Source organism: Mucilaginibacter endophyticus (genome assembly GCF_003351025.1).
Taxonomy (GTDB): domain Bacteria; phylum Bacteroidota; class Bacteroidia; order Sphingobacteriales; family Sphingobacteriaceae; genus Mucilaginibacter; species Mucilaginibacter endophyticus.
Map to the genome: position 1 here is coordinate 36699 of NZ_QPCG01000002.1, position 20526 is coordinate 57224.

Here is a 20526-nt window from a genome sequence, read left to right on the forward strand (position 1 = left end):
ATAACTATTTGTTATATTTGAAAACAGTTTAGCAACTGAAAAGACATTCATTCATTACCCCCTCAGGCGCGCTGGCTATCCCATATCCAGCTTTAATTGTCGCTAAACTGTTTGCCTGCGGGGGTAATGATAATTTTAAAAGTAATAACCATTCCTGAATATGCAATTATCAAGCAAACAAGATTTGTTTCTTCAGTCTGTTCTTGCCGGAAAGAATTTGTTTTTGACGGGTAAGGCCGGAACGGGAAAAACATTTATAGTCAAAAAGGCTATAGAGGCCTTAAAGGAAGATGGTAAAAGGATTGTCGCTTTGGCACCTACCGGTGTTGCGGCAAATAATGTTGGAGGTCAAACTATTCACTCGATGTTCGGGCTTAACCCGTTTGGAGTAATGGATTTTGAGTCATGCAATTTTCTAAGAGGTGAAAAAAGGCGAATGCTTGAATTAATAGATGTCTTATTGATTGATGAGATATCGATGCTTCGACCTGATATTTTGGATGGTATGCATTGGACCCTTTTAAAGAATGGATGTCAAGGTCTTGATACCAAGCAAATCATATTTATTGGCGACATGAAGCAGTTGCCTGCAGTTGTCAACGATAATACCCGGTCCATACTGTATAGGAAATATAACGGGGTTGAATTTTTTGAAGCAAAAATATTTTCAAAGCTAAATGTAGAAACCATTGAGCTTGACGAGGTTTTGCGTCAAAGCGATCCTGAGTTTATTGATAATTTGAATATTATCAGGGATGGCGGCAAGGCTCCATATTTTCACAAATTTGTAACTAACGAGCCGAAGGGGATCATATTAGCTCCGCACAACTCTACTGTCGATAAATATAACAGGATAGGATTAGATTCTTTAAAAGGCGAACTATTCACATTTGAAGCCAAAGTAACTGGAAATATCAATGCCGATGATTTTAATTTCCCTACTAAAATAGAAGTCAAAAACGGGGCTAAGATCATGTATCTCGTTAATTCAAAAGACAATAATTTGGTTAACGGAACGCTTGGGACTTTCGTATCACATGAAGATTGCCACTATATAAGGGTGGGGGATGTCGATCATGCCCTTGGTAAAATTGAAATTACCAAAAAGGAATATGTCCTTAATGATTCGAAGACAGATCTTGAATTAAAGGTTATTGGCACAATTGAACAGTTACCGTTTAAGCTTGCCTATGCTCTCTCCATTCATAAATCGCAAGGACTAACTCTCGATGAGGTAACTATAGATATAAGCAAGCCATGCTTTATGCCAGGTCAATTTTATGTTGCTGTTAGTAGAGTGACAAGCCCTGAAGGACTAAGAATATTAACGCGATGAAGAAGACTCCCAGGCAATACCAAATTGACATCGTTGATCGTACTTCGCGTTCATTAGCTAAAAACAAAGCTGTGATTTTGCATGCTCCGACAGGCGCTGGAAAATCGATCATGATTGATATGATTGTTTCGCGAAGCATAGAGAAGGGTAAAACTGTGCTTGTGCTTTCTGATGCCCGCAAAATTTACACCCAACTCGTTAAGGAATGCAATGGTACAGAAATTAACGCGAACGTCAAATCAATGATGATATTCCCTGGCCAGTGTTACGTAGGCATGATCCAAACCCTGATAAAAAGGCCGATGATCATTAGCCAATTGCAGGAGCTTGGAAAAAATTTAATTTTATTGATAGACGAATGCCACATATCTACTTCAACAAAACTTATTGATTATTTACCTGAGGCATACAGAATTGGCTGCACAGCTACGCCTTATGGTATTATACATAAACACCTGCCAATTTATTACAACGACCTGGTAGAAGGCCCGCAAGTTGATTGGCTCATACAGCAGGGATACTTGACCAATTACCGACACAAAAGCCGTGTCCCGGCAGATACAAGTCTTCTTGAAATCCGGAACGGAGAAGTGACTGACAAATCTAATGAGATAGTTTTCGGTGCACAGCGTGTTTATGATGGATTGTTCGACGATTTAAGGGAGTTCCCATTCAAAAAGTGCGTAATTTTCGTAGCATCTATCAAGCAGGCTGATGCTTTGAATGAGCGGCTATTGGAAGCTGGGTTTCAATCTACAAGATATCATTCGCAAGTTGAACACGGCGACTACGAGCTGGCAAAATTTACCACTTTGGATATGGCGAATATCCTCGTTACTATCAAGTCGCTCAGCAAAGGGTGGGATTATCCGCCGATTGACATGGTTGTTTTGATGCACAAAACATTATCAACGTCTGTCTATCAACAGGAGATAGGTCGCGGATCCCGGCTTTATCCTGGCAAAGACCTCTTTACAGTTTTAGATTATGGTATGAACTGGAAGCAACACGGATTATACTTCGAGGACCGGCCATATTCTGAGCTCTGGAAAAAAGTAAAGCAAAAAGGAGAGACTGAAAGCCCTGCCGTATGTAAGTCATGCCCGAGCTGCGAAAGCATATTGCCGGTATCTGCTCGCAAATGCAAATACTGTGGTTATGAGTATCCCGAACCTGAACAGATATTAGCTCAGGGAGAAATGGTTGACTTAACTGATGAATACCATGATATGGTTGGCAAAAAGATCAGCGAGCTGACTCCGGTAGAGCTTGCCAATTACGCCAAAATAAAAAACAAACGCCCATTTGCAATACGTGTTGCCAGGGCACAAGAACAAATAAGGCACGGATTCCTGATGGACTTTGCTGCTAATATGGGGTATAAGAGGGGGTGGATTGATCACCAGATTATCCCAATAGAACCAATTGAATTTATGGACATTGTATTACGGTAGCGAATGAAGTTAGTAGACGACTTAGTTAATGAAATAAACGAATCCGCGCCGGTACAAAAGACACTGCAGGATATTATTCGGGAATCACTAATCCCCCAAGGCGTTGATATTCCGAAGCCAGATATAGTTTTTGCTGTTAATGAAATCTCAATTTTTACCAAAAAGTCGATTAGTACTTTGGTCGGCCGGGCAAAATCTGGAAAAACAACGGTCACATCGTGGATTGTATCCCAGTGTATTAATAATCTGATTAAGGTGCTGTATATAGATACTGAGCAGGGCCTATATTATGGCAGCCGTACCCAATCGTGGATATTGCGGATGTCTGGCCTTGCATCATCAGAATACCTGAATTTTTATGATCTCAAAATCTTTAGTCCTCATGAGCGGATTGAGATGATTGAGGAAATCATTAAAATGTTCAGGCCTGACTTAATTGTGATAGATGGTATACGTGATCTGGTTTTTGATATCAACAGCCCGGAGGAGGCAACTAAGCGTACCGGTGACCTGATGAAGTGGGCAGAGATTTATGATTGCCACATTATGAATATCCTTCACCAGAATAAGGGTAATGAGCATGCCCGCGGCCATTTGGGCACTGAGATGATTAACAAGTCTGAATCGGTAATTAAAGTTGAGCAAAATGATGACAAGGTTATCGTTTGTTCGCCGGAATACACCCGGTCGGCGCCATTCCAACCATTTGCATTTGATCGTGACGCCAATGGCATACCTCAAATAGTTACAGGGTTTAGCGGTGTTATTGCTACGAGCGGGGGAAATAGGACAACCGGCCGTAAAAAGTCAGTTGATCCTACGGACCCAGCTTGGAACGCTGCTCATATTGAAATAGTAAACTATATTTTTAGTAAACGCGAGTTTTTAAAATACTCAGATTTAATTGATAACATCTGCAACTTTTTTCAAAATCATACGGAAGATGTAGGAAAATCTAAGGCAAGAGAATTTATAACTCATTACTTAATGACTGGAATTGTATGGATTGCTCCATATGCGCCTAATAAAACAGAAAAATACCAAAAAAACCCTAAATGGTCAGGGTTCCCATATGTTTCGCAGCCGGCCAAAATAACGACAGAAGAAAGGGAGCCACCATTTTGATACCTGCAGATAAAATAGAATCAATTAAAGCCTCAGCTGATATAGTTGAGGTTATTGCGGACTTTGTAAAGCTTAAGAAGCAAGGTAAAGAGTATGTAGGATTGTCTCCTTTTAGCAACGAGCGTACGCCATCATTTTCAGTTTCGCCGGCGAAAGGAATTTATAAATGTTTTTCTTCAGGTAAGGGTGGGGACGCTATAAATTTTGTAATGGAACATCTTTCTCTTAAATATTACGATGCTATATCTTACCTAGCTAAAAAGTACAAAATCGATATCGAATCAGATGTTGTTTATCAGATACCAGAGCGTAAGCCGACTATCCAATTACTACCATCGTTCATACCTGTTGATCATGTGAAGCCCACATTGGGGCGGCCTGATGGCAATAATCTCTTCAAATTCTTATGTACCAGGTTTAGCCCTGATATCGTCCTTAAAAGGTTTCGGGAATATTTTGTTGGCACATATGGTGATTGGTGCATTTTCTGGCAGGTGGATGCTGCCGGCCGGGTAAGATCAGGAAAGTACATTAAGTATCTTGATAATGGCCACCGTGATAAGTCTCAGGATCCGTCATGGCATCATAACCGGACAAAGGAATACAAACCTGTTTATCCTGACTTTAATATGGTTCAATGCTTATTTGGCGAACATCTTATTGCTCAGTATCCCAGGAGGCCTATTGCTATTGTAGAGAGCGAAAAAACAGCGCTGATAGCATCCTTATTCATTGATAAATATACCTGGGTATCATGCGGTATGAAAGGTGGGTTAAACGCTACCAAATTGGCAGCTGTAGCTAATCGATCGGTAACATTATTCCCGGACCTGAATGCCTATAAAGAATGGAAAGAAAAGGCTAAAGAATTTAACTTTAACATATCAGATCACATTGATCGTTTTGCTACTGACGAGGATAGGATTAAAGGATTGGATTTAGCTGATTTTTTGTTGAGGTGACTATAAATCGAATACAGATGCGTTTATATGTGCAATCAGCCTTTGAAAGGCTATAGGCTTTAATTTATTATAAGGGTTGCTTAATTGAAGGTCGGCTTCGAGTACGTATGTAATCAGATGGCATCTTACTTGAGAATTCTTTTTATTACTTGGATTTTGCAAATCATTATCGGTTAATGGAAAGCTAAATTTGTCAGTCACTCCGTTAGAAGACATCATGGCACATAGATAGCACTTATCATGATTATAAACATCTAAGCATGATAACACCACTCCGGAATGATTAACCCAGCTTCCATCATCTGGCATTTGAAAAGTAAAAGAAATAATGTCTCCTTGATTGAATGGCATTAATGTATACTCAAGGAATTAAACAAGCTGATTAGAGATAGCAGAATTTCCAATTGATCGTTTAGACATATCTGATAACTGATTTTTAATATAATCAGGGGTTGGAATAATTTCTGATTTAGAATTTATATGAATTCTAAGCTTTGCTTCATAAGAATAAACAACACTTATGAAACCTTTAAAAGATTGTTTTAATGAATCATTTTTAAGATCAGATACCATACTCTCAAGCTTTTCTATATCCTGGAATACTTTACCTAATTTAAGTAATTTATACTCTGCTGAAGGTATGCTCAAATATTGTATGTATTGAATTTTTGCTTTATATAACAACCTGCTTTTATCAAAGATGGAAGTTAAATCTTCAACAAGCCATTTATAAATCTTACCCTCAAAGCGTTCTAAATGCTCAATAAGCCAAGCTTTCAATATAATTGAAAATGACGGACGAGAGTGTGTTAATTGAAGGTGCATAGTTTTAATTTTATAATCTGTAAACTATTACTTATACCAAAAAAAGTATACCGATTTGACACCCATATACGCAATTAGTTTAAATAATGTTTTGTGTAATTAACTTCAGTCAAGAGGCCAAACAGCGGAATCCGTCACGCGCGTGGTGTTGATCAAGTTAGTTATCGAAGCTATAATTATCAGGACCGGCACGGCTCCTCCATCGGAATTGTGCACTAGGTAATGATCCTTAATAAGTATAACTCTGTGGTTCTTAACGCCAAATATATACCAAAGTTTGCATTTGTCAAGACATATTAAACTGCGCTATAGTTTATACCTTAAAATATAAAAAGTATATATCATTACATTTAACAAGGCCCTTTAAAGCCCCTTTTAAGGCCCTTGGTAAATCTATTTGGATTTATGTCGAGTACAATCACATAAAATTCTATAAATCCATTAAAATGAATCTTATTGCGTTTTACAATATTTTTTATTTAAAAATTATTTAAAAAATATTTTTAATTGTAACAACAAAATGACAATTCTTTCCGGTGCACTGCCACCAAATCACAGCTTAATCCCTGATACCAATGTCAAGGAATAATTTTATTTAATCAAAATTTTGATTAAAAAGATAAGTATTATTATCTTTAACCATGCAATCAGAGGCTAAGATTCAGCAAGATGCTTTTACTGAAATACGTAATAAGTACCCGCAAACTTACGGGTTATTGTGGCATTGCCCAAATGGTAGCTTGCGCGATCCTGTTACTGCTGCTTTCCTGAAAGGAGCCGGTGTTGTGCGAGGAATCCCTGACCTGCATTTTATTTGGAATGGGAAATACTACTTGATCGAAGTTAAAACGCCCACCGGTTTCTGCTCTACTGATCAAAAATTAATCCACGCTGTTCACGCCAGTCACGGCCTAAATACTTATTTATTTACCACTTCAAACGACATCATTTCGTTTGTTGAGTGTATCTTAAATGGTGGCGATATAGTCCAATTTAACTTGTTTATTTCTCCTTATTCCAGGGCTGAAATGGTTGATGTTTACAAGGCTGAGCTACGTGCTGAAAGGATGAAAAAGTTAAAAAAGGCTGCGTAGACCAAAATTGAAATTGGTATAAAAATGGCCTTAATGATATTATAATCTATGTTAACATACTTTTTTAAAAATAACCAGCAAAAGTATGTTAACATAGATTGATAAAAGTTAATAAAAAGTGTCTTTACGGTACTATAAACTATGTTAAATAGTACTAAAAGTGTGTTAACATACTTTGTGTGATAAAGTGTGTTAATAAGCCCCTATAAGGGGGCTTTTAACTTAACACACTTTTGATTAGGCTACACAAATGCAAGTCCTCACACCCAAAATAAAAACCTACTTCACCAACATGGTACCGGGTGAAGTAATACAAGTGTGGGAACAAAGGTACCCGGTCATCCTCATCCTTGCTGCGAAGGAATTTATAGACGAAGGTGGCCAGTTAGAATTTAGCAGCGATTACGAACAATTAAAAAAGTTACCCAACTGGATTTAAATATCATGAGCTTAAAATTATCCACCGTGGCAAAAGTTATTGCCAAACAATCACCAGAGCAGTACCGTGCTGCCGTAAAGGTTTGTGAGCCGATGCTGGCAAATACCGGTGTCATTCCGGCAATTCATAAAGCCATAAAAGATACTTATCCTGATCTTGATCGTACCGACGAGTCTATCATGTTTGCGGCTTGCGTGTATAGCGCTTACAGCCCGGCAAGCTTATTGGCGCCAGGAATCGAACGCGCTCCTAACGGGATTCGCAAAGTGATGTGCCAGGTTATGAATTGGGCTGATGCGCCGGTAGTTAATTACTATACAGGAATTGCCGCGGCCTATCTCAAAAATCCTAAATTCAAAGACCGTGTTAGTGCTGTGTTATTGGGCTTCCAGCAGTTTAGTATCAAGAGCAATCAGATCGAATTATTTTAAGCCATGGCAAAGCTCACAGCTAAACAACAGCGTTTTATTGAGGAATACCTGGTTGACTTCAACGCTACACAGGCTGCAATACGTGCTGGTTATTCTTTTGATACCGCTGCCGAGATGGGTTATGAAAACCTCAGAAAACCTCACATAAAAGCTGAAATTGATAAACGCCTCGATGCACTATCCATGGAGGCAGGAGAGATCACCAAACGCTTCACAAACCTTGCCAGAGGCAACATGAGCGATTATATGGTCAAGCGCCTTGTTCCGCATACCCCGCAAATCAAAGTTGGCTTACAGCGGCTCATTGATAATGAAAAGGCTCACATCGCCAGAGAGGAAAAATTTTGCATAATCAAGGGATATACCGGCGAAGATTACGATAACTTCCAGAAATCTCTCGATTATAACAGGGATAATATCCTCCGTTGGGAGCTTGAGCTAGCTGATAATCCTTATGCTTATCGTGTTGTTGATGGCGAAACTGTCATGATTGAAGAGGCAGAGCTTGACCTGGTTAAAGTGATCGAGGATAAAGAGCGCGGGATTATCAAATCTGTTAAGCACACCAAAGATGGAATACAGGTTGAAATGTATCCGGCCGATAATGCTTTGGCCCAATTAGCCAAGATCAGGAAGATGATGAGTGATAAAGAGGTTGACGTTAACCTGAACGTAGATACGATCATTAAAGTGGGGTATGGCCAAAACAATGAGGGAGCTTAAGTTCGATTTCAATCCAGATATTTTCAATAATATTTTCTGGCACCTGAAAGCAGCATTCTTAAATGTTGCTATCAGGTTTATTTGGGTTTATGGAGGATCATCGGCCAGTAAAACCTACTCTGTTGTGCAGCTCATCATCATCCGGATGCTGGAAGCCAAAGATGAAAATACCATGGTGCTGCGTAAGTATGCGGTAGACATTAAAGATTCCATCTATTCAGACTTTACTGGTATCATAAAATCTTGGGGCCTTGAAGATTATTTCCTTTGCCAGCAAAATTATATCGTATGTAAAATCACAGGATCTTACGTCCGTTTTCGTGGGTTGGATGACAGCGAGAAAATTAAAGGACTGGCTAACTTTAAACGGGTTGTTTTGGAGGAGATCAGCCAGTTCGACGAAACGGACCTTAAGCAGATAAGAAAGCGTTTACGCGGGAGAATAGGGCAGCAGATCATCGGCATATTTAACCCAGTATCAGAAGAGCACTGGATCAAAACTAAAATATTTGATCTGGAAATCTTAACTGAGCAGCAGAGCGATATCGCCGGCATGTGGGTTAACGAAAAAGGGAACCTGGTTATCATGAAAACCAATTACCTCGACAATAAATACATAGTCGGGCCAAACTTCGTTGATCAGCACACCATTGATGACTTTGAGAAGGATAAGATTAATGATTACGAGTATTACCGGATCTATGGTTTAGGAGATTGGGGCAAGCTACGTACGGGCGGAGAGTTCTGGAAGCAATTTAAGCCTGCTCTGCACGTCAATAAAATTGCATGGGACAAATCATTGCCTATATGGTTATCTTGCGACGAGAACGTTAACCCTTATATCCCGTGGACTGTATGGCAGCTTAAAGATAAGCATGCGCAGCAGATCGATGAGATATTTCTTGAAGATCCACGTAACCGGGTTGTACACGCGGCAGCTGAATTTAAAAAGCGATATCCTGCCGGCGAGGTGTCGGGATTATTCGTTGGTGGTGACCGTACCAGCATCAAGGAAGATACCAAAAAAGAGAAAGGTGAAAATTACTTTACTGATATCATGACCGCGCTGAAGGAATACAGGCCTGTATTGAAAATTCAAGCCGTTAACCCATCTGTAGTACAATCTGGTAACTTTATCAATGAGATATACGGCGGCACCAGTGCCAGCGGCATAACCATTGGGATAAGCGATGTCTGTAAGAAGTCAATTTATGATTATCAGTATACGCAGGAGGCAAGTGACGGGACCGTGTTCAAGAAAATGGTTAAGCATCCAGTTACCAAAGTGCCATATCAGGAATTTGGGCACGCCACGGATTGTAAGCGCTACCTGATCACTCACAACTTTGCTGCAGAATACCTGGCATTCATCAACAAGAAAAAATCATTAGGTGTTAGGGCCCTTAGTGGGGTTTAAAAATAAATATCAATCAAAATTTTGATTAAAAAGATAAGTTGTTTATGTTTGTTCTATGCTAATGAGTTGCAATTCGGTTAGCTATCCAAAACGACATTTTTAGAGCCTATTAGCAGAGTACCTGATTGCAACCTGGGAAATGCTGATAGGCTTTATCATTTTTAGATTTTATGGGAAATATAAAAACAGATCCTTATCAGATCGTGAAACACTTTCGCGGCAACTATCAGGTATTAGATGCTGAAGGTCGTGACTTAATAGGTCATTATGTAAGCCTGCACAAAGCAAATCAAACGGTTATTGCCCATAAGCTACAAGATAAAGCTTTATCTGATCCTCGAGTATTGCAGAGGGCTGAGGCCATGACAACGCTCAAGGGCGAAAGCTTGCGTAACTGGCTATACACAACGCTAATCAGGTTTGAGATTGATGAGCTTAGATTGGTCATCAATAAGCCTAAGAAATTGAAAGAGCTCCATGACTCTTATATCGAACGTATGATGCGTAGGTTAAATAAATAACATCAAACGGCCCCGTCCGATCTCACAGGTAGGCATACAGGTAGTGAGATACCCCCAATGCTTAAACGGCTTGGGGATTTGGTGGTAAAAAGCAATTATAATTATGAAAAAACTTATCCTAACCTTAGCAGGCGTAGCCATGCTGCTGCAGGCCTGCCAAAAAGACTCTGTACAACCTAAAAAGCAAACAGTAACCTACAGCGTTACCTGCGCGCATTGTTCAGTTTACGTAACCGACAATTACAGCAATGCCGGCAACGAACAACTGGCCGCTAAAAGCAAACACTTCCTTGTCGATGGTGAATTTAACTACAGCTTTGACAATGATACGTTGAGCACAGCATCACTACAGGTGTATCTGGGCGCTCTGGCTCCTGTTATGCCGGTTAAGGCCATGATCACTACCAGTGATGGTAAACGTGTTGTCCTCGACAGGGAAATGGGCTTAGGAACCAAAGACGATCTTATAACAACTACTATTTATCTGCCACTTAAATGATCAAGCGATGGGTAGAAGTAATCAGGCATGACGAGGTTTTGCAGGATCGTAAGTTTATAGCTGCTGTGATAGGTCTGATGTTGGTGGCTGCCGGGTTTAACTTTTGGACTTGGTGGTTTTTTAATTAAGTTTGGGTATGTATGGCAGATCACTATTAAGCTTGGCAAATGCCGGGCTTTTTTTTATTTTACATCAACTTACTATCAATACTAAGTAAGCCCCATAATCATACCCCTGCCAATAAGCAAGGGTATTTTTGTTTGTGGAGATATCTGAATTAACCGCGCTACTAGCGGATCCTTTAAAACTCATTCCGGCCATAGAATCACTTGAGCCTACAATCCCGGCTTATGCCTACGATGTAGAGCCTGAGAATCACAAAGTAGTATCTGATTTGTCCTATAGGCCGTGGAAAGAGATTGATGTGGCTAATGGTGTTCTTGATGATAAGGGTAATATGACCTACCGTAAGGAACAAAGGGACGTTCATCGCATACCGTCATCAACGCAAAAGCAAATCCTGAATTGGGCGGTTCATATGAACCTTAGTGGTGGCATTGAAATCGACGCTACAATCCGGGATAGTTTCAAAGCTACCGATGAGACTATGCTGGCCATGCTTAAAAAGACATGGGATGACAATAAGCTTAATTATACCGCTCAGAAAATAGATAGGCTCAAAAAGAACTATACCCAGTGCCTGGTTGTCTGGTATTCGGTACCAGCCGAAGAAGGATTCTGGGATGGTATTGCACCGGCTACAAGCAAGTTTAAGATGCGGTGCTCTTTTTTTAGCCCAGCAACCGGCGATATTATCATCCCGATCTATGACCAGTATGGAGCAATGATCAGCTGTGCGCGTAAATACACAGTTGCCATCGATTCCAAAGATGTTTTAAAGATGGATCTGTTCTTGACTGACAAATACATCACCTATATCAATGCATCTACAGGCTGGACCGAAGAAAAAGTGACTGCAATCGCATACGGGAAAGCAAATTTCGTATTCCACGGGCAGGACAGGCCAGAATATGCCGATGTTTTACCTAAAATTGAGCGTGTTGAGGAGGTCGACAGCGATACAGCCGATGAAAACCAGATCAGTGCATTCCCGATACTGGCTGCAATAGGTGAAATTACTGATTCAACCGGTGGAGGTGCTAAAAATACACGCAAAACATTCCAGTTGAGTGATGGGGGCGATTTGAAATACGTTGAGGCGAAAGGATCACAACAGTCCGCCACTGATGAGCGTAAGAACCTGCGCCGGGATATCTATGACGAGACTGGTACCCCTCAAATCTCAATGGAGCAGCTGGCCGGCAGTTCAAATATACCTGGTGTAGCGATTGAGCTGATGTTTTTGCCGGCTACAAACAAAGCCAGATCTAATCAGGAGGGAGATTTGGGCATGGAATGGCAGCGGCATCTGAATTTACTTAAGTCATGTATGGCCGTGATAAACGTTGGCGTTAAGCTGTCTGTTAGCATGCCTGTTAAGCCCAAGTTTAAGATTGAATTGCCGCGTAACCTTACCGAAGAGTATACCAACATAGTTTCTTTGGTAGGAGCTGGATTATTGAGCCGAGATACCGCTGTAAAGATGCTGGCATTTACCAATGATCCAGTTGCCGAATACGAAAAGATCAAAGCAGAAGCTGCTGAGGCTGCCAAATTGAAAGCCCCTGTTGTACAACCTAATACTTCAGTATAATGAAAACCTTACGTAAAGTTACCATCAAACCGGTATTTGTTGAATGGATGCCTGATTTCTATGAGCAGGGGACCGTTTATATAAGCCGTGAGCATAATTGTAGTAAGCATTTGTGTTTATGTGGCTGCGGGCAGATGACGATCATGCCACTGGATGATGGTACAAATTGGTGGCGTTTGGTTGAGAATGGGGATAAGGTGTCATTCATTGGGTCGGTTGGTAACTTTTCTTTTGAATGCAAGTCGCATTATATCATTACTGATAACATAGCAAATTTTGTATGAAGAACGGCATAATGGGTTCAATTGATTTTGGTGTTTACCCTGGTAAATGCCTTTTTGTTTATGGATATACCTATAAACAAATGATCAAAGAACTTAAAAAGCAAAAGTGTCATGAATTGATAGCCGGTATTGAAGGTGAAAAAGATTTTATTAATGAAAGTGATTATTGCGCGATGCACCGGCAGGCGGGAGGCTCACATCTTTATTACATTTTCATAAACCGGAAATTTAAATTCATTGATGAGCATTATGCTACATTGGCCCATGAATGCTTGCACATATGCCAATTCTATTTGCCGCGGATCCTTGACCGCAACAGGGAGCATGAAGCTGAAGCTTATCTGCACACTCACCTGATGCTGCAGTGTCTGAAATTGTTAAGAAAATCGGTTAAATAAAAAATATTTTAATCAAAATTTTGATTAAAAAGATAAGTTACTTATATTCGTTTCGTAATTGATTTACGATGGGGATTTACGAGGTAAGATCAGTGAGCAATCACTGGTCTTACTTTGTTAAGAATTGAAAATTGCGGGGTAGAGCAGTTGGTTAGCTCGTCGGTCTCATAAGCCGAAGGTCGTGGGTTCGAGTCCCATCCTACGCAACGCAATTACCAGGCTCAATCAAAAAGATCTAAAGCAAGGGGATGGTTTCTTATCCGGTTTACTTCCGGTGATCTTCCATCTACGCCGGGGTAATTAAAGATGGTTAGAGCCAAGTTAAACGGACTGGCAGAAGCAGGATGCACTACGCCAGTCGCCTGCTTTATTAAAACAAACAACCGCTTAGGGCAATCCTTGTAAGTCGGTTAAAGAAGCTGGTTTCCGCCGTAGAAGCTGATACGGATTACCCTTTACGAGTTATTGGGTTTGGGGTTGAAGAGAAACAATCACGCCTTATGAGATGACGGATATCATAGGGATGCAGCTCCAGCAACTTAGCAAGTTTTCGGTGGCTAAAAAGGAGTAACCGATGACACTTTGGAAAGGCAAAGCCATTAGTAGCCAATGGAAACGTAAAACCCGAAAGGGCAGCAAAGCTACCATCCCATGGGTGAAATACATGTGCAGGGAGTTACACCCGAAAAGAGAAAATGAGTAATGGCAGTCGGGAAAGTACCGGCAAATGGGGTTGTAGCTCAGCTGGCTAGAGCGCCTGCCTTGCACGCAGGATGTCAACGGTTCGAATCCGTTCTTCTCCACATAAATGCATACCGTTAGGTTCGGGTCAGGCCAGTTAATAATTACGTAATAAACCTGGATTAGCGTTTGAAATCGTCCCGGTTATCGCGCCTAACGGCATGCAAAATATTGTACTGTGAGGTAATTGCTCCATGAAACCGTGTGCATCCCGCTTGATGCAATGAGAACTACCATAATGCGCTATTGAGTCCCTCACAGGGCAAAGTTTATCAACTCAATAGCGATAACCAGCGTGAGCAATGTAATGCATTCAGCGCCATGGTAGGAATAGCACAACAAAGAGCTGGGTAACACCGGCTTTTGTTGGTAGTAACACATGGCTTCGGAGGGCCAATGATATGAAACGCTAATTTAATCAAACTACCATCGTATTTAAGGGTCAGCCATTGTGCTGGCCTTTGTCAGTAAACAATAACTCAATTTTTATGCGTAGAAATTACACAAAAAATCTATTACTGAGCGGCCTTGCATTGGCTGGCTTAGCCGGTGCCGGTCAAGTTGCATCAGCACATTCACAATCAGCAGCCAGTACAGTTGAGTACAAAGCCACCAATGAGCGTAAAGCTAAGAAATCAAAGATTGCTGTTAACGATGTGACCGGTGGGCTCGACTTTGCTCCAATGTTGCCAAAGTTAGGTATGTCACCTAAAGAGTATGGGCTGCGTTACGGCAGTGGCGGTACCAAGCGTAGCAACCGGTTAAGGTATTCGCATAATGCTAAGGTTAAAAGGAGGAAAGTATAGTGAAGATGCGCGCATTAGCAGGCCTTGCAATAGCTTCACTACTGTCTGGCGGTAAAGGCTTAGGTTTTATTGCACCTACAGAGGCTAATCGGGGATGGAATGGGTTTGTTTGAGACAGTATCAAGAAACAACAGAAACATACTAACAGGCTTAGGTGCAAGCACAATGCCAAACTTAAGCGCCGTAAATCAAAATAGTAAACATTTTAAATTCATTTAATGAGCACCATCACACAAATAATAAAAAATTCAGCTGTTAACGGAGTTATCAGCATTGACAAGGCATTAAAGATCGCGGCCACGCTGGATCAGGAGCGGGAAGAAACTGCAGCACTGCTCAAAAAGTGCGAAAAGAACGTTGGCATGTATCTGGGGGAGGAGATCAATGTTCACCTGGCTAACATGAACGGTACCAGGTTCAGCGCTGTAGATTATCATTACGAAATCCCAAACGGGGAGCAATAACATGGAAACATTAAAAGAAATACTTCATTACTTGCTGATTTTCGGCGGGGTGATGGCTGGCATATTGGTACTGTACATCATTTATGTTATAGCTGTTATCACCTGGCTGTACTACAATCTGCCAATAGAAGATAATGACCGCGACGAGCGGTTGCATTTGTAATTCACTAACCCCATGTGTGGGGTAAAAATAGAAAAAGATGAAACTTAAATTACTTGATTTATATTGTTGTCAAGGTGTTGGCGGTTATGGATTTGAATTGGCCGGATTTGATGTTACAGGAGTAGATTTATTTCCGCAGCCTAAACATCCCGGGGAATTTATTCAGGCCGATGCCATTGAATATGTTTTGGCACATGGCCATGAATATGATTATATCCATGCTTCACCTCCTTGCCAAGATGCTTCAATGGCATCTATGCAATTCAGGGTTGCCGGCAAAGAATACCCTAAGTTAATAGAGGCCACACGTGCCGCACTCATCGAAGTTGATAAGCCATATGACATTGAAAATGTTCCTGGCGCTGCTTTGATTAACCCCATTTTATTATGTGGTTCAATGTTTGGTATCCCCACTTACAGGCATCGTTTGTTTGAATCTAATTGGGATTTACAACAGCCGTTGCATTTAAAACATGTTGCTAAAAATGCAAAAATGGGCCGTGCTATAAAAGACGGTGAATTTATACAGTACGTAGGCCACTTTTCAGGCGTTAAACATGTGCAGGAATTTACTGGCGCTCACTGGGCAGATCAATACGGGTTAGCTCAATCTATTCCACCTCAATACACAAAATACATTGGCGAACAATTTTTAAAAACCTTAACCCCATGAATTTCAACAACGCAACACACATAACCTGCGCTAACGGTTTGGCCGTGCCAGAAAATCCAAATAGCATGTTTATTAACTTGGGGCTAACAGCGCCACCGCCTAATCCTGCCTATAAGCAATTTGAACATTGGCTATCTCAACAACCCGAACTCCATTGCTCGCATGAACTATCCGGCACATATCCGGTTGATGAGTTTGGGGAAGTGGCAACACAGTGTTTTCATAATGATTATAGGTGGGTTACTATTCCTAATGCGTGGATACAAACTTCAGATCAGGCTACACAATATAATATCAACACGCGCCAATTTCTACCATACATAGGGCCAAAGAAGCAGGAAAGTGAGCCGAAAGCTAACTGTAATGGGTGCGGTAAAGAAATATTGAACGGTGAAATATTCTATACAGTTGATAATGGTGATGATTATTGTTCTGATTGTTATTATGCGATATTATCAGATGATGAATCAAGCGGACGTTTAGATACTGAGCCCGCCACCCCTGAACAAAAGGGAGTGGAGCAGGGGGAAGAAAAGCCAGTTAAAATAACTTTTGGCATACAGCCAACACATTTAAAGGCTATCAACGATTTACTTGCCAAGTAGGATGCAATTGAAACAGGCGACAAAACTCACCATAGCGTTATGCTTTACAGCGAACACTTTTGGCAAGAAATCGGCAGCCAAATTGGCTGGCTTCCGTTTACAATCGCTTTACACTATTTCAAATATTTAGCTAAACAAAACCACACCCAACAATGAAAACACCATTAGAAATAATAAACGAGATTAGTCCTAATCGCCCATGGAATGAGCGAGGTAAAACTGATGACATGATTATTAGGTGCATGATCCGTTATCACAATCAATTTTTAGAATTGAACAATGCTGCAACCCCAACCGAGTCAGAAATAAATGAGGCGGCAACAGATGCAATGATGCGTACAGATCAGGAATATGATGGCGAAAGCGATTATATAAATGGATTCAAAGAATGTGTTAAATGGCTTCAAAACTACCAAACACAGGGCAGCGAGAAGCCGGTAGAAAATTCATTACTAATTGATGCCTGTAAATATGGATACGAATACCATGCTAAAACTCAATTCCCTGAAATGTCATTTGAGGAAAACTGTAAAAATAACTTTCTCCAACATTCATCTAACTGGCAAGCCTCCCAACCCAATCCGGCTATAGCCGTGATTGAGGCGGAGATGAATGAGTTAAAAATTAATGGAGGATTAAGAGCAAGTGCCACCATATTAGTTTTAGAAACCATACTTAAGAAGATAAAGGGATTAAAATGACAGACAATCAAAGACAGGCACATTTCGATGCCTCACACCAAAGAAAATTAGGCTCATTCAAGAAAAGAGTTGAGCATGATTATGTTTATCCATCAATAGATGAGTTTAAGGACAAATTATTAAATGCCTCTCCTGTGTTCATATGGAACGATATGTATTCATCGAAAAAACACCTGTATGAAGTTACAAAGCTAATGAGAAACGATGGCGTAACTTTATTTTGCACTGCATGGGCTGACAAAACCCCAAAAGAATACACATGGCTTCAATTTTATAAGTTATTAAAAAATGGGATGCAATACATTCGATATTAAAGAAGATATAACAATTGAATTTTATTACACTAAAGCCAAATATAAAGGCAGACAGGAAATAAAAATCAAGCAAGTTTATATCCAATTTGGAGAAACAATTATAGTTTCATCAAATAATGTTGAGTATCAATTATCAGAATTAACAGACTTTAGTTTTTAAGAAATGAAACCCCCAATAACCCTTTACCACCCGACAAAAAAAATAGTAAATTAGCTATATGACCGTAGATGAATTACAAGACTTCTTTTCTAAAGTAAAGCTCGAGGGTCCAATACAACTTGGCCCAGGTGAACAAATAGTGAACCCAGATATTTTTTTGGAAGGGCACTTTAATGTGGTTAAAAATTATGGAACAGACTCTCAAATGTCTGTGCCATTTATAGCCAGGCTAACTAAAGTATATAATTTGATCAAAGCTGGCCAGGTTAGCGTTATTTACCTGGAATAATCGAGACGAAAGGCCATTTATTTTGAAAGTCAGTGAGGTTGGTATAAAATGTGTTCGCAGCCTTTGTTAGCGGCCCTGTTTGGTTACCATCGCTAAATATAGCTGTAAAATGAGTTGGTATAAAAAACTTTTAAATCGCTATTGACTTTACTAAAATTTTTAGCATAACTTTGTATTGTAAATCAAAAGCAATGGAAAAGTTCGTAATTATCAAGGAGAAAGACGAAGATATTATCTGCCACGCGGGTAGTGATCTGAAAATTTTTGTTTACACCGGTCGCCAGCTGGGTGACGGCGACAACTATGAAAACATTGATTACATTAATATATTCCCTAAAGATGTAAGTAAACAAAACATCCACCTTAAGATCGATAAAATAACGCCAGAGGCTATTCTTGAAGACCGTGCAAAGCATCAATTAATCCAGGATGGCTTCAACTTCTATGCAGCTAAAGAGTTTGATGGAGAAGGCGTAATGTTCTATCAAAAACCAGATCCAGAATTTCAGATACCTGTTGCCGAACAGTTAAATCATTATGATTTAAAACACATTCCCCTTATTGAAGAACACGAACTGGGCCCAGATCTAATAGAAGAAGAATGCTCCCCAGAATTATGGGCATATTTAAAAGGCAAAGAAAATAAGGATAGTGAGGACGATTTTGCCTTTTAAATATGGTAGTCAAAGTTTACAGGCGCGGTGAGATTGGCGAAGGCAGGCCGCTTGCAGGCTTTTGGTTACATGCAGCATTTGAAAGCCCGGGCACCGATTACGAGGAAGACAGGATCAGCCTTGATGACTACGTCAGCGACTACCCGCACGCTGTTTACTACGTCAAGGTTATTGGTGATTGCATGGAATACTCAGGGATTGAGAGTCACGACCTCTTAGTTGTAGACCGGCACCTGACACCGGTTAACGGCGACGTTATCGTTGGGGTGCTTAACGGCAACCATATTATCGCATGCTACATTGAGTTCGAGGGCAAATGGTTCCTGATGCCGGATAATCCCAAATACAACCCTCACTTAATTAATGAATTTGATCAATTTACCATAGAGGGAGTTATCCCGCATAGCATATTAAATCAAAGGAGGCAAAACAGTGTACGCGTTAATCGACTGCAACAACTTTTACGTATCCTGCGAGCGGGTATTCCAGCCAGAGCTGAGGGGTAAAGCTGGCGTAGTACTTTCCAATAATGATGGATGCGCGATCGCGCGAAGCCAGGAGGCTAAGGATATGGGTATCAAAATGGGTACCCCTTTTTTTGAGCTGCAAAAACTGGTAGATGATGGTAAACTATGGTGGCGCTCTTCCAACTACAGCCTTTACCAGGATATGATGCGCCGGATCACTCACATAGTTGGCGAGATGTGGCCTGAAATTGAAATTTACAGTATTGACGAAAGCTTTTGCGATCTTACCATGTTTAAGACTCAGGATCTGGGAGCAATGGCCATTGAACTACGTCGAAGAATATTACAATACACCGGTGTGCCGGTATGTGTCGGCATCGGCCCCAGTCGTACATTGGCCAAGGTAGCCAACCGGGTAGCCAAAAAGCACTTTAAAGACATAGGAGTGTATCATATAAAGGATGATACAACCAGGTGCTTTGCATTGCAAAATTTATCAATTGAAGATGTGTGGGGCGTTGGACCGAAAACGGCTGACAAGCTGATCCGGATCGGAGTGAACACTGCCTGGGACTTTGCCGAAATAAAAAGTTACGAGTATGTCCAGGATCGCTTTACCATTACAGGCCTTCGCACATGGTATGAGCTAAACGGGAAATCAGTACTTAGTATGGAATATCTTCCTCCGGAAAAAAAAGGTATCTGCACGGGCCGAAGCTTTGGACAGAAGACTGACGATTACCGGGTGATCGAGGACGCTCTTGCTGCGTTCGTACAAAATTCAGCCCCGAAACTTCGCACGCAGAAAACATTGTGCGGTCAGCTGCAGGTATTTCTAATGACGAGCCAGTTTGAAGTTGTGCATAAATTAAAAAGCGCTGCTTACAGCATGGATCTTGCTATACCTACAAATATAACTCAGGAGCTACTGCGTTATGCTATTGAATGCCTCAACAGGATCTATCGGCCGGGTTACCCATATCAAAAGGTAGGCGTGTTCATGACCAAATTTACTCCTGAATCCGCCAGGCAAACTTATTTAATGGAAGACATGGCTAAGCGGGATAAACTTTTAAAAATATCCAAGCTGGCCGATAAGGTAAACAATCAAATGGGACATAATTTGCTGCGTTTTGCTGCGATGGGTTACGAGCAAGCCTGGAAGATGAGACAAGGGTATTTAAGCAAAAGGTATACTACAAGGGTTGAAGAATTGTTGATAGTTAATTTGGAGTTTCGAAAGTAAA

General features: G+C 40.7%; 28 protein-coding genes and 2 tRNA genes. 28 read left to right on the forward strand and 2 right to left on the reverse strand.

Annotation, left to right across the window (positions count from 1 at the left end):
• The first annotated feature begins 160 nt into the window (after window positions 1-160).
• Genes DUL71_RS07575 through DUL71_RS07590 form a run of 4 tightly spaced genes read left to right on the forward strand, consistent with a single transcriptional unit; the run spans window position 161 to window position 4877 of the window.
• Entirely contained in the window at window positions 161-1336 is a 1176-nt protein-coding gene (locus DUL71_RS07575; RefSeq protein ID WP_114937541.1) for an ATP-dependent DNA helicase, read from the forward strand.
• Window positions 1333-2790 (forward strand): DEAD/DEAH box helicase, encoded by a 1458-nt coding sequence (locus tag DUL71_RS07580; RefSeq protein ID WP_114937542.1) that lies wholly within the window; start codon window positions 1333-1335, stop codon window positions 2788-2790. The genes DUL71_RS07575 and DUL71_RS07580 overlap by 4 nt, the downstream gene beginning before the upstream one ends.
• 3 nt (window positions 2791-2793) lie before the next feature.
• Entirely contained in the window at window positions 2794-3915 is a 1122-nt protein-coding gene (locus DUL71_RS07585) for an AAA family ATPase (protein ID WP_114937543.1), read from the forward strand.
• Window positions 3846-4877, forward strand: coding sequence for a DUF6371 domain-containing protein (locus DUL71_RS07590; RefSeq protein ID WP_114938494.1), 1032 nt, complete (start codon window positions 3846-3848; stop codon window positions 4875-4877). Before DUL71_RS07585 ends, DUL71_RS07590 begins: the two co-directional genes overlap by 70 nt.
• Here DUL71_RS07590 and DUL71_RS07595 read toward each other — a convergent pair whose 3' ends face one another.
• Both DUL71_RS07595 and DUL71_RS07600 read right to left on the reverse strand, forming a co-directional pair.
• On the reverse strand, window positions 4878-5228 hold the full coding sequence (locus DUL71_RS07595) for a hypothetical protein (protein WP_114937544.1): 351 nt from the start codon (window positions 5226-5228) through the stop codon (window positions 4878-4880).
• Between the two features lie 18 nt (window positions 5229-5246).
• The gene (locus DUL71_RS07600) at window positions 5247-5702 is read right to left on the reverse strand and encodes a hypothetical protein (protein ID WP_154402343.1); all 456 of its coding nucleotides are present in this window, start codon (window positions 5700-5702) and stop codon (window positions 5247-5249) included.
• A 641-nt stretch (window positions 5703-6343) separates the two neighbouring features.
• Between DUL71_RS07600 and DUL71_RS07605 the strand changes: the two genes are divergently transcribed.
• From DUL71_RS07605 to DUL71_RS07715, 24 genes are all read left to right on the forward strand, one after another.
• A complete protein-coding gene (locus tag DUL71_RS07605) occupies window positions 6344-6796 on the forward strand; it encodes a VRR-NUC domain-containing protein (protein ID WP_114937546.1) in 453 nt (150 codons plus the stop codon).
• A 250-nt stretch (window positions 6797-7046) separates the two neighbouring features.
• Window positions 7047-7235 carry a hypothetical protein gene (locus DUL71_RS07610; RefSeq protein ID WP_114937547.1) on the forward strand — a complete coding sequence of 63 codons (189 nt, stop codon included), beginning with the start codon at window positions 7047-7049 and terminating at the stop codon, window positions 7233-7235.
• A gap of 5 nt (window positions 7236-7240) precedes the next feature.
• Window positions 7241-7666, forward strand: a complete 426-nt coding sequence (locus tag DUL71_RS07615; protein WP_114937548.1) for a hypothetical protein — start codon at window positions 7241-7243, stop codon at window positions 7664-7666.
• Between the two features lie 3 nt (window positions 7667-7669).
• Window positions 7670-8389 (forward strand): terminase small subunit, encoded by a 720-nt coding sequence (locus DUL71_RS07620; RefSeq protein ID WP_114937549.1) that lies wholly within the window; start codon window positions 7670-7672, stop codon window positions 8387-8389.
• Entirely contained in the window at window positions 8364-9806 is a 1443-nt protein-coding gene (locus DUL71_RS07625) for a PBSX family phage terminase large subunit (RefSeq protein WP_114937550.1), read from the forward strand. Before DUL71_RS07620 ends, DUL71_RS07625 begins: the two co-directional genes overlap by 26 nt.
• Window positions 9807-9976: 170 nt before the next feature.
• The gene (locus DUL71_RS07630; protein ID WP_114937551.1) at window positions 9977-10327 is read left to right on the forward strand and encodes a hypothetical protein; all 351 of its coding nucleotides are present in this window, start codon (window positions 9977-9979) and stop codon (window positions 10325-10327) included.
• A 103-nt stretch (window positions 10328-10430) separates the two neighbouring features.
• Window positions 10431-10826, forward strand: coding sequence for a hypothetical protein (locus DUL71_RS07635; RefSeq protein WP_114937552.1), 396 nt, complete (start codon window positions 10431-10433; stop codon window positions 10824-10826).
• Entirely contained in the window at window positions 10823-10954 is a 132-nt protein-coding gene (locus tag DUL71_RS32655; protein WP_279629787.1) for a hypothetical protein, read from the forward strand. The genes DUL71_RS07635 and DUL71_RS32655 overlap by 4 nt, the downstream gene beginning before the upstream one ends.
• Before the next feature lie 134 nt (window positions 10955-11088).
• Window positions 11089-12540, forward strand: coding sequence for a phage portal protein (locus DUL71_RS07640; protein WP_114937553.1), 1452 nt, complete (start codon window positions 11089-11091; stop codon window positions 12538-12540).
• Entirely contained in the window at window positions 12540-12824 is a 285-nt protein-coding gene (locus tag DUL71_RS07645; RefSeq protein ID WP_114937554.1) for a ubiquitination-like system serine protease family protein, read from the forward strand. Before DUL71_RS07640 ends, DUL71_RS07645 begins: the two co-directional genes overlap by 1 nt.
• Window positions 12821-13222 carry a hypothetical protein gene (locus DUL71_RS07650; protein WP_114937555.1) on the forward strand — a complete coding sequence of 134 codons (402 nt, stop codon included), beginning with the start codon at window positions 12821-12823 and terminating at the stop codon, window positions 13220-13222. The genes DUL71_RS07645 and DUL71_RS07650 overlap by 4 nt, the downstream gene beginning before the upstream one ends.
• Window positions 13223-13354: 132 nt before the next feature.
• Window positions 13355-13429 (forward strand) — tRNA-Met (locus DUL71_RS07655).
• A gap of 522 nt (window positions 13430-13951) precedes the next feature.
• Window positions 13952-14025, forward strand: a tRNA-Ala gene (locus DUL71_RS07660).
• Between the two features lie 426 nt (window positions 14026-14451).
• Window positions 14452-14769, forward strand: a complete 318-nt coding sequence (locus tag DUL71_RS07665) for a hypothetical protein (protein WP_114937556.1) — start codon at window positions 14452-14454, stop codon at window positions 14767-14769.
• Between the two features lie 218 nt (window positions 14770-14987).
• Window positions 14988-15233, forward strand: a complete 246-nt coding sequence (locus DUL71_RS07670; protein WP_114937557.1) for a hypothetical protein — start codon at window positions 14988-14990, stop codon at window positions 15231-15233.
• A 1-nt stretch (window position 15234) separates the two neighbouring features.
• Window positions 15235-15396 carry a hypothetical protein gene (locus DUL71_RS31910; protein WP_154402344.1) on the forward strand — a complete coding sequence of 54 codons (162 nt, stop codon included), beginning with the start codon at window positions 15235-15237 and terminating at the stop codon, window positions 15394-15396.
• A gap of 37 nt (window positions 15397-15433) precedes the next feature.
• On the forward strand, window positions 15434-16069 hold the full coding sequence (locus DUL71_RS07675; RefSeq protein WP_114937558.1) for a DNA cytosine methyltransferase: 636 nt from the start codon (window positions 15434-15436) through the stop codon (window positions 16067-16069).
• Window positions 16066-16674: a hypothetical protein gene (locus DUL71_RS07680; RefSeq protein WP_114937559.1), complete on the forward strand. Its 609-nt coding sequence runs from the start codon at window positions 16066-16068 to the stop codon at window positions 16672-16674. Before DUL71_RS07675 ends, DUL71_RS07680 begins: the two co-directional genes overlap by 4 nt.
• 152 nt (window positions 16675-16826) lie before the next feature.
• Window positions 16827-17375 (forward strand): hypothetical protein, encoded by a 549-nt coding sequence (locus DUL71_RS07685; RefSeq protein ID WP_114937560.1) that lies wholly within the window; start codon window positions 16827-16829, stop codon window positions 17373-17375.
• Window positions 17372-17689 carry a hypothetical protein gene (locus DUL71_RS07690; RefSeq protein WP_114937561.1) on the forward strand — a complete coding sequence of 106 codons (318 nt, stop codon included), beginning with the start codon at window positions 17372-17374 and terminating at the stop codon, window positions 17687-17689. Before DUL71_RS07685 ends, DUL71_RS07690 begins: the two co-directional genes overlap by 4 nt.
• Window positions 17690-17907: 218 nt before the next feature.
• On the forward strand, window positions 17908-18138 hold the full coding sequence (locus tag DUL71_RS07700) for a DUF6965 family protein (protein WP_114937563.1): 231 nt from the start codon (window positions 17908-17910) through the stop codon (window positions 18136-18138).
• A 191-nt stretch (window positions 18139-18329) separates the two neighbouring features.
• Entirely contained in the window at window positions 18330-18812 is a 483-nt protein-coding gene (locus DUL71_RS07705) for a hypothetical protein (RefSeq protein WP_114937564.1), read from the forward strand.
• Window positions 18813-18814: 2 nt separating this feature from the next.
• Window positions 18815-19318 (forward strand): LexA family protein, encoded by a 504-nt coding sequence (locus DUL71_RS07710; protein WP_114937565.1) that lies wholly within the window; start codon window positions 18815-18817, stop codon window positions 19316-19318.
• Complete coding sequence (locus DUL71_RS07715) at window positions 19245-20525, forward strand: Y-family DNA polymerase (protein ID WP_114937566.1); 1281 nt, start codon at window positions 19245-19247, stop codon at window positions 20523-20525. The genes DUL71_RS07710 and DUL71_RS07715 overlap by 74 nt, the downstream gene beginning before the upstream one ends.
• Window position 20526 lies beyond the last annotated feature (1 nt).

Bases quoted from the DNA above. Each gene is read 5' to 3' on its own strand.
- DUL71_RS07575 (WP_114937541.1), top strand. From the start codon at position 161: ATGCAATTATCAAGCAAACAAGATTTGTTTCTTCAGTCTGTTCTTGCC.
- DUL71_RS07580 (WP_114937542.1), top strand. From the start codon at position 1,333: ATGAAGAAGACTCCCAGGCAATACCAAATTGACATCGTTGATCGTACT.
- DUL71_RS07585 (WP_114937543.1), top strand. From the start codon at position 2,794: ATGAAGTTAGTAGACGACTTAGTTAATGAAATAAACGAATCCGCGCCG.
- DUL71_RS07590 (WP_114938494.1), top strand. From the start codon at position 3,846: ATGGTCAGGGTTCCCATATGTTTCGCAGCCGGCCAAAATAACGACAGA.
- DUL71_RS07595 (WP_114937544.1), bottom strand. From the start codon at position 5,228: ATGCCATTCAATCAAGGAGACATTATTTCTTTTACTTTTCAAATGCCA.
- DUL71_RS07600 (WP_154402343.1), bottom strand. From the start codon at position 5,702: ATGCACCTTCAATTAACACACTCTCGTCCGTCATTTTCAATTATATTG.
- DUL71_RS07605 (WP_114937546.1), top strand. From the start codon at position 6,344: ATGCAATCAGAGGCTAAGATTCAGCAAGATGCTTTTACTGAAATACGT.
- DUL71_RS07610 (WP_114937547.1), top strand. From the start codon at position 7,047: ATGCAAGTCCTCACACCCAAAATAAAAACCTACTTCACCAACATGGTA.
- DUL71_RS07615 (WP_114937548.1), top strand. From the start codon at position 7,241: ATGAGCTTAAAATTATCCACCGTGGCAAAAGTTATTGCCAAACAATCA.
- DUL71_RS07620 (WP_114937549.1), top strand. From the start codon at position 7,670: ATGGCAAAGCTCACAGCTAAACAACAGCGTTTTATTGAGGAATACCTG.
- DUL71_RS07625 (WP_114937550.1), top strand. From the start codon at position 8,364: ATGGCCAAAACAATGAGGGAGCTTAAGTTCGATTTCAATCCAGATATT.
- DUL71_RS07630 (WP_114937551.1), top strand. From the start codon at position 9,977: ATGGGAAATATAAAAACAGATCCTTATCAGATCGTGAAACACTTTCGC.
- DUL71_RS07635 (WP_114937552.1), top strand. From the start codon at position 10,431: ATGAAAAAACTTATCCTAACCTTAGCAGGCGTAGCCATGCTGCTGCAG.
- DUL71_RS32655 (WP_279629787.1), top strand. From the start codon at position 10,823: ATGATCAAGCGATGGGTAGAAGTAATCAGGCATGACGAGGTTTTGCAG.
- DUL71_RS07645 (WP_114937554.1), top strand. From the start codon at position 12,540: ATGAAAACCTTACGTAAAGTTACCATCAAACCGGTATTTGTTGAATGG.
- DUL71_RS07650 (WP_114937555.1), top strand. From the start codon at position 12,821: ATGAAGAACGGCATAATGGGTTCAATTGATTTTGGTGTTTACCCTGGT.
- DUL71_RS07665 (WP_114937556.1), top strand. From the start codon at position 14,452: ATGCGTAGAAATTACACAAAAAATCTATTACTGAGCGGCCTTGCATTG.
- DUL71_RS07670 (WP_114937557.1), top strand. From the start codon at position 14,988: ATGAGCACCATCACACAAATAATAAAAAATTCAGCTGTTAACGGAGTT.
- DUL71_RS31910 (WP_154402344.1), top strand. From the start codon at position 15,235: ATGGAAACATTAAAAGAAATACTTCATTACTTGCTGATTTTCGGCGGG.
- DUL71_RS07675 (WP_114937558.1), top strand. From the start codon at position 15,434: ATGAAACTTAAATTACTTGATTTATATTGTTGTCAAGGTGTTGGCGGT.
- DUL71_RS07680 (WP_114937559.1), top strand. From the start codon at position 16,066: ATGAATTTCAACAACGCAACACACATAACCTGCGCTAACGGTTTGGCC.
- DUL71_RS07685 (WP_114937560.1), top strand. From the start codon at position 16,827: ATGAAAACACCATTAGAAATAATAAACGAGATTAGTCCTAATCGCCCA.
- DUL71_RS07690 (WP_114937561.1), top strand. From the start codon at position 17,372: ATGACAGACAATCAAAGACAGGCACATTTCGATGCCTCACACCAAAGA.
- DUL71_RS07700 (WP_114937563.1), top strand. From the start codon at position 17,908: ATGACCGTAGATGAATTACAAGACTTCTTTTCTAAAGTAAAGCTCGAG.
- DUL71_RS07705 (WP_114937564.1), top strand. From the start codon at position 18,330: ATGGAAAAGTTCGTAATTATCAAGGAGAAAGACGAAGATATTATCTGC.
- DUL71_RS07710 (WP_114937565.1), top strand. From the start codon at position 18,815: ATGGTAGTCAAAGTTTACAGGCGCGGTGAGATTGGCGAAGGCAGGCCG.